The 7,780-nt window shown below is 69.4% G+C and carries 10 protein-coding genes and 1 pseudogene; 4 read left to right on the forward strand and 7 right to left on the reverse strand.

Features of this window, described 5'->3' with window-relative positions; translation table 11 throughout:
• Positions 1-185 precede the first annotated feature (185 nt).
• From MXD95_RS06940 to MXD95_RS06955, 4 genes and pseudogenes are all read right to left on the reverse strand, one after another.
• Positions 186-410, reverse strand: coding sequence for a site-specific integrase (locus MXD95_RS06940; protein WP_250639717.1), 225 nt, complete (start codon positions 408-410; stop codon positions 186-188).
• A gap of 28 nt (positions 411-438) precedes the next feature.
• Positions 439-1,362, reverse strand: a pseudogene (locus MXD95_RS06945) (FtsK/SpoIIIE domain-containing protein); the annotation flags it as partial.
• Positions 1,363-1,488: 126 nt separating this feature from the next.
• Positions 1,489-1,638: a hypothetical protein gene (locus tag MXD95_RS06950; RefSeq protein WP_250639718.1), complete on the reverse strand. Its 150-nt coding sequence runs from the start codon at positions 1,636-1,638 to the stop codon at positions 1,489-1,491.
• A gap of 145 nt (positions 1,639-1,783) precedes the next feature.
• Positions 1,784-2,203, reverse strand: a complete 420-nt coding sequence (locus MXD95_RS06955) for a plasmid replication, integration and excision activator (protein ID WP_250639719.1) — start codon at positions 2,201-2,203, stop codon at positions 1,784-1,786.
• A 229-nt stretch (positions 2,204-2,432) separates the two neighbouring features.
• Here MXD95_RS06955 and MXD95_RS06960 point away from each other — a divergent pair, with 229 nt between their 5' ends.
• Positions 2,433-2,840, forward strand: a complete 408-nt coding sequence (locus MXD95_RS06960) for a helix-turn-helix domain-containing protein (RefSeq protein WP_250639720.1) — start codon at positions 2,433-2,435, stop codon at positions 2,838-2,840.
• Between the two features lie 243 nt (positions 2,841-3,083).
• Here MXD95_RS06960 and MXD95_RS06965 read toward each other — a convergent pair whose 3' ends face one another.
• From MXD95_RS06965 to MXD95_RS06975, 3 genes are read right to left on the reverse strand one after another with little or no spacing between them, the layout of a single operon-like run.
• Positions 3,084-3,533: a hypothetical protein gene (locus MXD95_RS06965; RefSeq protein ID WP_250639721.1), complete on the reverse strand. Its 450-nt coding sequence runs from the start codon at positions 3,531-3,533 to the stop codon at positions 3,084-3,086.
• A gap of 54 nt (positions 3,534-3,587) precedes the next feature.
• On the reverse strand, positions 3,588-4,424 hold the full coding sequence (locus tag MXD95_RS06970) for an SAM-dependent methyltransferase (protein WP_250639722.1): 837 nt from the start codon (positions 4,422-4,424) through the stop codon (positions 3,588-3,590).
• Positions 4,421-4,801, reverse strand: a complete 381-nt coding sequence (locus tag MXD95_RS06975) for a hypothetical protein (protein WP_250639723.1) — start codon at positions 4,799-4,801, stop codon at positions 4,421-4,423. Before MXD95_RS06975 ends, MXD95_RS06970 begins: the two co-directional genes overlap by 4 nt.
• A 393-nt stretch (positions 4,802-5,194) precedes the next feature.
• Between MXD95_RS06975 and MXD95_RS06980 the strand changes: the two genes are divergently transcribed.
• Genes MXD95_RS06980 through MXD95_RS06990 form a run of 3 tightly spaced genes read left to right on the forward strand, consistent with a single transcriptional unit; the run spans position 5,195 to position 7,655 of the window.
• Positions 5,195-6,337: a P-loop nucleotide/nucleoside kinase family protein gene (locus MXD95_RS06980; RefSeq protein ID WP_250639724.1), complete on the forward strand. Its 1,143-nt coding sequence runs from the start codon at positions 5,195-5,197 to the stop codon at positions 6,335-6,337.
• The gene (locus MXD95_RS06985) at positions 6,327-6,917 is read left to right on the forward strand and encodes a guanylate kinase (RefSeq protein ID WP_250639725.1); all 591 of its coding nucleotides are present in this window, start codon (positions 6,327-6,329) and stop codon (positions 6,915-6,917) included. The genes MXD95_RS06980 and MXD95_RS06985 overlap by 11 nt, the downstream gene beginning before the upstream one ends.
• A gap of 39 nt (positions 6,918-6,956) precedes the next feature.
• Entirely contained in the window at positions 6,957-7,655 is a 699-nt protein-coding gene (locus MXD95_RS06990) for a hypothetical protein (protein WP_250639726.1), read from the forward strand.
• Positions 7,656-7,780: the final 125 nt, after the last annotated feature.

Consider the following 7,780-nt stretch of genomic DNA (forward strand, 5'->3'; position numbering starts at 1 on the left):
TCGGGGTTCAAGTCCCTGACGGCGCACCGTGCTCACCTTTCATGCTCGCTGATCTTTGATCAGCTTCGGCGTCTGCCGATATGTCTGCCCGGGGGGCGACCCCCCGGACCCCCCGTCGGCCGACATCCGTCCAAGTCGACGATCTCTACTGGCAGCCAAGCTGGCAGCCAAAGGTCACACAGCAGCTATTCGGCCTCTGGTTCCTTCTCCGCCTCTTTCTCTGGCTTCTGCTGGGGCTTGTCACTGTTCGTGGTGTCCCACAGCGTCGCGGCCATGCGGTCCGCGGCGTCGGTGGACAGCTCCGGCGCGACGTGGCTGTAGGTGCCGAGGGTCAGGCTGATCTGCGAGTGCCCCATGATCTCCATGACGACCCGCGGGTGGACCTTCTGCGCGAGCAACAGGCTTGCCATGGTGTGACGCGCGTCGTGGAGCCGGACCCTCCATGCCGCCTTTCGGGTCGCACACCCACAGCTCCACCGGCCCGGCCCGCACCGCCGGGGCCAGCCCGCGCAGCAGCCCCCACAGCACCGAGCCCTTGCCTGCCCCGGTCGCCCCCGCGATCAGCACATGCGAACCGCGGACGGGCAGGGTCCAGGGGGATCCGTCCTCGCAGCGGCCCACCGGCACCGCCGACAGGCCCGCCACCAGCTCACCGACATCCACTGGCCGGGCGGAGCTCGAATCCGAGACGGCGCCGGCCGGGTCAGAGCCGGCACCGTCGGAGCCGTCAAGCGCGGCCGGGGGAACCGGCCGGGTCAGCGGGTCATGCCGGTGGAAGGAAACCCGCACGAAGCGGAAGGTCTCCCCCTGCACCTGGCAGCGCCGCGCCCGGAAGACATGCCGCAGCGCCTCGGCCTGTTCCGCCCACTGCGCCGGGGTCTGACCGGGCAGCAGCTCCACCCGCAGTACATCCACCGACCGAGACGCGCGAATGGAACGGATCCGCGGGAAGTACTCGTCAAAGGTCACCTGATCAACGGTCGAGGTGGGCAGGCGAATCGCCAGATCGGTATGCACCATCGCCGGCTTCCACCGCCGCTGGTACACGAACGTCAGCCGGGCACGCCCCCACAGCCACCAGGCCACCGGCCAGAACGACCGGACATGCAGCCGCCACCACACGACGGCGAGCACCGGCAGGCCGCCGAGCAGGATGCCCAGCGCCGGCAGGCCGACGTGATGGACGAACAGCAGCGTCCCGAGCGTCGAGCCGACCGCGACCCGGTGCCGCCAGCAGGAGCGCACCGCCAGCACCAGCCCCTTGCCGGCAACGGCCAGCAGCAGCATCCACAGCGGCACACGCATCTTGTCGGTACGGGTCGGGACCCGCGGGAAACGCTGGTCACCGCTGAGTTTAGACATGGCGATACCACCCGCTTTTCGAGCGCACGAAACCAGGGACAGGTGTTGCGGGAAAAGATTTCCCGGGTGCCCGGAATCCGGATACCGGAGTGTCCGGGCCGCCCAGGTGAACCGGCCGGATATGGCCTATGCCGCCCGGAGTTCCGCCGGGTCGGCAGTGTCGTCGGAGGCGAAGCGGATGCGTTCGCACTCCACGAGGTAGGCGTTAGCCGCGCCGATCAGCGCGTAGGCGAATTCGTTCTGATCCGAGGTGACCGCGTTCGACGCCGGAGACATCGTCACCCCGTCAGCCCGAGCCGAAGCATCAGGATCGGCGAACGGTGCGGGTACGTGTGGCAGTTCACCGACCAGTCCGCGCCGACCTGTAGACCGAAGTGCGTCGAGGAACGCAGACCATCGATCGCCGGCCGGACACGGCCGTTCATGCCGCCACCGCCGGACCCGGACGCCGACCGTTCGCCGCGCCCGGTGCACGCATGTCCGAGGCCCGCAGCGAGTAGGCGATCTTCGGGCGTTCGGCGTTGCGCCGGTCGACGTAGGGCGCGAGGGACAGGTTGTCGAACTCCACCGGCCGAAACGGCGTGCCAGGCAGCAGCTCCGGCGGGACCGGCTGTACCGCCGCCGTCATCCGGATCTTGAGTTCGTTGGTCCGGGCCGCCGGGTCGGCGTCGATGCCCTTGACCTGCCAGACCAGGTCTCCGGTCTCCTCGTCACGCTGCTGCGCGTCCGCCGCTCCCGCCCGGACCTTGTCGAAGTCGTTGACCGGCTCGACACCGACCACGAACGCCCCCAGGGGGAACACCACCCCGAAAGCGACGGGAATCCGTCGTGGCACCGCCATGGATCCACCTTCCTCAGCCGTCCGTCCGACCAGGCGTTGCATCCGCCCGGCGGGTACGGAACGACAATGCTCCGCCGAACAAGCGCGTTTCAAGCGCCATATCGGCGGTGCATGATCAGTCGGGATCGAAGAATGTAGTCCGTGCATGAACTCATGCAGGGCATGCCGGGTCGATATACGCGTTGACCAGGGCAGGCCGGGGCATTGTCCATTCGCTAGCATGCCGTCCATGGATGATCGTCCCGGTGGTGTGAATGCCCCCGATGGCCGACGGGACACAGACGGCGAGGACTGGACGGCGGTGGCCGTGGCCATCACGGAACGAATGGCCGCCCGGCGCATCAGTCAGCAGGAGCTTGCCGACCGCGCCGGTATCGCCGTGTCCACGCTGAGGCTTGTCCAGCACGGCGCGAAGCGACGTGTGCGGACCCGGACCCTGACCGCCATCTCTCGCGCCCTGGACTGGCCGGACGATCATCTGGTGCGGGTGCTCACCGCCGGTCAGGTCACGGCGGACGACGACGGGGAAGAGGCAGCGGCGGTGACGCGGCAGATTCTCGAAGGCGTCCGCGACATCCGGGACGACCTACGGGCGCTCCTGCGCCGCCTCGACGACCTCGACCGGCAGCGCAGGTGATTCGTCTGCCCAGTGGCCGGCAGCGCCGACGGTTGCGGTCCTGGACATGGCACGGCCCCGGATCCATCGGGTGGGGATCCGGGGCCGCGGTGGCCGGTGAGGAGCGCTCACGGAGACCGGCCACGTTCATGGGGGTGATGTTCGGGTGGGAGGACCCGTGCCGAGTGCCGCCGAGGGGGTCGGCCGGGCGCGGGTCCTCCCGGGATGGCGACGGGCGTCTCTGGGGGTTGCCCGCCACCGGGCTTACAGGCGGGTGGGCGCCACCTGGTCGACGTACATGGCGTCGGCGACCGCGTCGAAGGCGGCCGAGGTCTGGCCCCGCCGGACGGCCAGCGCCCGTTCCACCTGGTCGGTGCTCAACAGGGCGTAGCCCTCGGCGAGCGTGGCGAGTATCAGAGTCTCGGCGTCGCCGAACAGGATGCCGCGGGTCTCGGTGTGCGAGGACATCACGTCGCGTGCCCTGTCGTCGCAGACCTTGCCGGAGAGGATCCCGGCGAGCAGTTCACCGGCGAGCCGGGTCATCTGCAGGTTGATCGTCGCCCGCTTCTGGGTGTAGCTGTGACACAGGTCGGCGATGCCGTTGACCTGGACAAGGTCCAGACCGATGTCCCGCCGGTGGTGCAGTTCTGGCAGGAACAGTCCTGCCGCCGGGGCGAGACTCGCCGCGCCTGCCGTGCGTAGATCGGATAGCAACCCACTACCTCCAAAGGATCATTTCGAGTGCCCGCCCGCCGGAACGCGAGCGGATCAGGACTTGCGACCAACCCCGCCGTACAGCCACACCTTGTGGATGTCCTCGGGCGGGGTGTCGGGCTTCCACAGCGGCAGCCGCACCACGCCCGGGTCGACGACGTCCGTGCCGTCGAAGAACCGCGTGACGGCCGCCAGGTCACGCAGCACGAGGGGAACGGCCGTGGTGGCGTAGGTGTCGACGATCGTGTCCACGTTCGAGGGTGCGAGATCGCCGGTGGCGTGCGAGACGACGAGGTAACTGCCTGACGGCAGGGCATCGACCAGAGAACGCACCCGGGCGTGCGCATCATCGTCATCGGTCAGGAAGTGCAGGACCGCGACCAGGAACAGCGCGATTGGCTGGCGGAAGTCGAGCGCGTCACGCAGTTGCGCGGCGTCGAGGATGAGCGCCGGGTCGCGCAGATCGGCATCCAGGTAGGCCGTGCGCCCCTCCGCCGTGCTGGTCAACAGCGCGCGGGCATGCACCAGGACCACCGGATTGTTGTCGCTGTAAACGACCCGGGATGCCGGGTCGACAGCCTGCACCACCTCGTGCAGGTTCGGACTTGTGGGGAACCCCGTTCCGACGTCGAGGTACTGGCGGATCCCGCATTCCGACGCCAGAAACCGTGCCGCCCGGGTCATGAAGTACCGGTTCGCGTGCGCCACCAGGGGAACGTCCGGCGACGCGGCCACCACCGCTTCGGCCGCCACCCGGTCGGCCGGCAGATGGTCCTTACCGCCGAGGAAGTAGTCGTACATCCGGGCGGGATGCGCCACCGACGGGTCGAGCGACGCACTCGGCGGGAAGACGGCCGGCTCCCGTCCGCCGACGGTCTGACGAGTCGTCATCCGCTGATCTCCGCTCCCGCGTGCATGGCAGGCAGGACGAAAGCGCCCGGGTAACGCCGGCCCCGGGCGTAGGTCCGAGCCGCCGACCGCGTCCCGAAGAACCCGATCACGCCGACCAACGGCCCACGCTGGCCACGGATGACGACGGCCCACACCACCGGACGCCCGCTGCCTTCGCCGTCCAACGCAGGCAACGGCCCGCCCGACCCCGACTCGTCATCGACCGATCCGTCCTGACCGGATGCCCGGGTGCACACCAGCTCCCGCCGGGACAGGCCCCGCCTTGCCGGCCTGTGCGCCGTGTCAGTCGGGATGTACTCCGTCGAGCGTGCATCCTCCGTTCCGACGTCCGGTTCAGCCTGTTCCTCCGTTCGCACGGCGCCCCTCATCGCATCCCCTTCGCTGATCCGTGACCGGCACACCATCCACCGGCGCGCCGGGAGGACCGAGCCGTCCAAGCCGCCAGCTACCGGCGCGAGCTGGACGAGATCCGGTGCCGACGCCATCCGCGGAGCCGACTCGGCACGGACGGCGTCGACTGCCATCAGACTCACCGACACCGCCCGAACACGGAATGTCGAGGCGGCATGGATGCACGGCATTCCACCGCCGATCCCACGAGCACCAAACCCGCAGATCAGCGCCGTTCCGGCGCCATTTGACCGCCTGATCCCGGCTTGGGATGTCGACACGGCATGCCGCCGCTATGCTCACCGTGCTGGTCTGCTCACGCCGATTACCCCGACCTGTCACCGACCGAAAAGCGATAAATGACCGCTGACACCGACAGCCCCTGGCAGCGCTACACCGTCTCCGCCGAGCTACTGGCCCGCGACGACATGGCCGCCGCCCTGCGCGGCCGGGACTTCGGCGCCGCGTTCCTGCTCATGCGCAAATGGGATCATGTCAGTCAGGACCGGATCGCCTCGTCGGTCGAGGGGTTCAGCCAGTCGCGGGTGAGCCGGATCGCCGGAGGCAAGGCGAAGGTCGAAGACGTCGACGTCATCGAGCGCATCGCCGACGGTCTGCGGATCCCCGGGGCGATGGTCGGTCTGGCCCCACGCCCGTGGGAGGTGTCCGGAGCAGTCGGGGCCGCCCCGCATCCGCCGCGGGAAACGCTACGGGTTCCTACCCACCTGCGCGAGCAGGCCGGGGCAGCGTTCGGGGCACCGCCGGCAGCGCCCCGCCGGGACGAGGTCACCGACTCCATCCGCCAGCTCCTGGCCTGCATCGAGCCGCCGGCCGCCGGGCGGGGCGGTCGGGTGGAGCTTCCGCCGTTCGACCTGGAATCGAAGATCCTGGGCGCCTGGAGTTCCGGCCGCCCGCGGGAGGGTTCCCCGGTGCTGGTGATGGTGGCAGGGTTCCCGGGGTCGGGGAAGACAGAGTTCGCCCGGTTCCTCTGCGAGATCACCGGCTGGTCGTTGCTGGACAAGGACACGATGAGCCGCCCGCTCACCGAGTCCCTGTTGCTGTCCCTGGACACCGACCCGAACGACCGCCAGGGCGAGACGTACACCGGCAGGATCCGCCCGTTGGAGTACCGGGCCATGTTCGACACCGCGTTCGACAACCTGCGTCTGGGACTGCCCACGGTCGTGACTGCGCCGTTCGTCCGCGAGCTGACCGACCCGGCCTGGTTGGAACGGATGAAGAAGCGGTGCGCGAACGCCGGAGCAGCGATCGCCGTCGTCTGGTTGCGCTGCGACATTGACTCCCAACGCGACTACCTCGAATCCCGCGACGCCGCCCGAGACACCTGGAAGCTGTCCTACTGGGAGGAGTACGTGGCCACCATCGACCCCGACCAGCGCCCGGTGTGCACGCACTACGTGGTCGACAACAGCCGCCACGCCCGCAGCAACCTCGCCGAACACGCCCGCCGCCTGGCCAGCCGGATCCGCGATGCCTCCTGACGCCGTCATCCTCTACGGGCCGCCCGCGTCCGGGAAAGACACGATCACCGTCGCTCTGACCGCCCGGGACGATCGGTACGTCCATTTCGACCGGCTAAAAGCCGGGATAAATGCTCGCGCCCCCTACCGCGTGGCATCGACCGGCGAGCTCGACCGTCTCCAGGCCCAAGGACAGATCCTGTACGCGAACGAGCGGTACGGGAACGTCTACGCGATCGACCGGCCCCGCCTGGACGAGCTCACCGCCGCCGGCCGGGTTCCGGTGGTGCATCTCGGCCAGGTCGCCGGCATCGAAGCCCTGCACACCAGTTACCCCGCCCGGTGGGTGACGGTGCTGTTGTGGTGCCCCCGCGAGGTCACCGCCACCCGCGCCCACGAGCGCGGAAGCACCGACGTCGACGCACGGCTGACCGTATGGGACGAGACTTCGACCGACCTCGACAAGGACGCCAGGCCGGACCTGTTCGATCTGGTTCTACGCACCGATCGCCGGTCACCCGAGCAGGCCGCCGACCTCATCCACCGGGCCGTCACCGACCATTCCTCCGGCACCGTCTACCCGCGCGACCCGATGGACTGACCGCCCATGCATCTCGTGCTTCCAGCCCTGACTTTCCGCATGCCCAGCGGAGCCATCGACAGGCAGGTGACCGCCGACTACGCCCGCCGTGCCGCGGGGACGTGGGCGCATCGGTTCATTCTGTCCGGCACCACGACCGGCGGACACCAGGCCAGCGAAGCCGAACGCGCCGCAGTCGCCGAACTGTGGGCGGAGACGATCGGGGTGGAACGGCTGACCGCATGCTGTTGGACCACCGCCGACATCACGAACGCCACCGCCGCCGGAGCCGTCCCGATGGTCGTCCTACGAGACCTCGCCAGCGACCGTGAAGCGCTGAACCTGTTCGCCAGCCTCCCGCGCCCGAGTTACCTGTTCAGCCACCCCGAATTCAGCCCCACCACCCTCACACCCCAGCTTGCCGCCGCTGCCCAGACCGCCGGCATCCTGCCCGCCGCCGCGAAGGTCTCCAAGGTCCCGACCGACACCATCGCCGCACTGCGCACCGCGACCGGCCCGGACTTCACCCTGTGGGACGGCACTGCCCGCCACATTGCCGAAAGCCTCACCGCCGGAGCCAACGGCATCGTCACCGCACCCCTAAGCCACATACCCGACCCATTCCCCACGGACAACGTCACCAAGATCCAGGCAGCCATCGACACCGTCCAACACCACCTCGACACCCACCACGGCCGAGAGGCCCGCACCGCCGCCCTGTTCGCCATGGCCATGCCCGGGACAGGACATGCCCGATGAAGTTCGCACTGCCGAATTGCTCGTTTTTAGGATCAAGGTCAGCGCCGCGCGGCGGGGGGGGGGGGGGGGGGGGGGGGGGGGGGGGGGGGGGGGGGGGGGGGGGGGGGGGGGGGGGGGGGGGGGGG

It is taken from the genome of Frankia sp. AiPa1, from assembly GCF_023243075.1.
Classification (GTDB): Bacteria; Actinomycetota; Actinomycetes; order Frankiales; family Frankiaceae; genus Frankia.

Excerpts from the sequence above, each read along its gene's own strand:
- MXD95_RS06940 (WP_250639717.1), bottom strand. The coding sequence starts at position 410 with ATGGCAAGCCTGTTGCTCGCGCAGAAGGTCCACCCGCGGGTCGTCATG.
- MXD95_RS06950 (WP_250639718.1), bottom strand. The coding sequence starts at position 1,638 with ATGTCTCCGGCGTCGAACGCGGTCACCTCGGATCAGAACGAATTCGCC.
- MXD95_RS06955 (WP_250639719.1), bottom strand. The coding sequence starts at position 2,203 with ATGGCGGTGCCACGACGGATTCCCGTCGCTTTCGGGGTGGTGTTCCCC.
- MXD95_RS06960 (WP_250639720.1), top strand. The coding sequence starts at position 2,433 with ATGGATGATCGTCCCGGTGGTGTGAATGCCCCCGATGGCCGACGGGAC.
- MXD95_RS06970 (WP_250639722.1), bottom strand. The coding sequence starts at position 4,424 with ATGACGACTCGTCAGACCGTCGGCGGACGGGAGCCGGCCGTCTTCCCG.
- MXD95_RS06980 (WP_250639724.1), top strand. The coding sequence starts at position 5,195 with ATGACCGCTGACACCGACAGCCCCTGGCAGCGCTACACCGTCTCCGCC.
- MXD95_RS06985 (WP_250639725.1), top strand. The coding sequence starts at position 6,327 with ATGCCTCCTGACGCCGTCATCCTCTACGGGCCGCCCGCGTCCGGGAAA.
- MXD95_RS06990 (WP_250639726.1), top strand. The coding sequence starts at position 6,957 with ATGCCCAGCGGAGCCATCGACAGGCAGGTGACCGCCGACTACGCCCGC.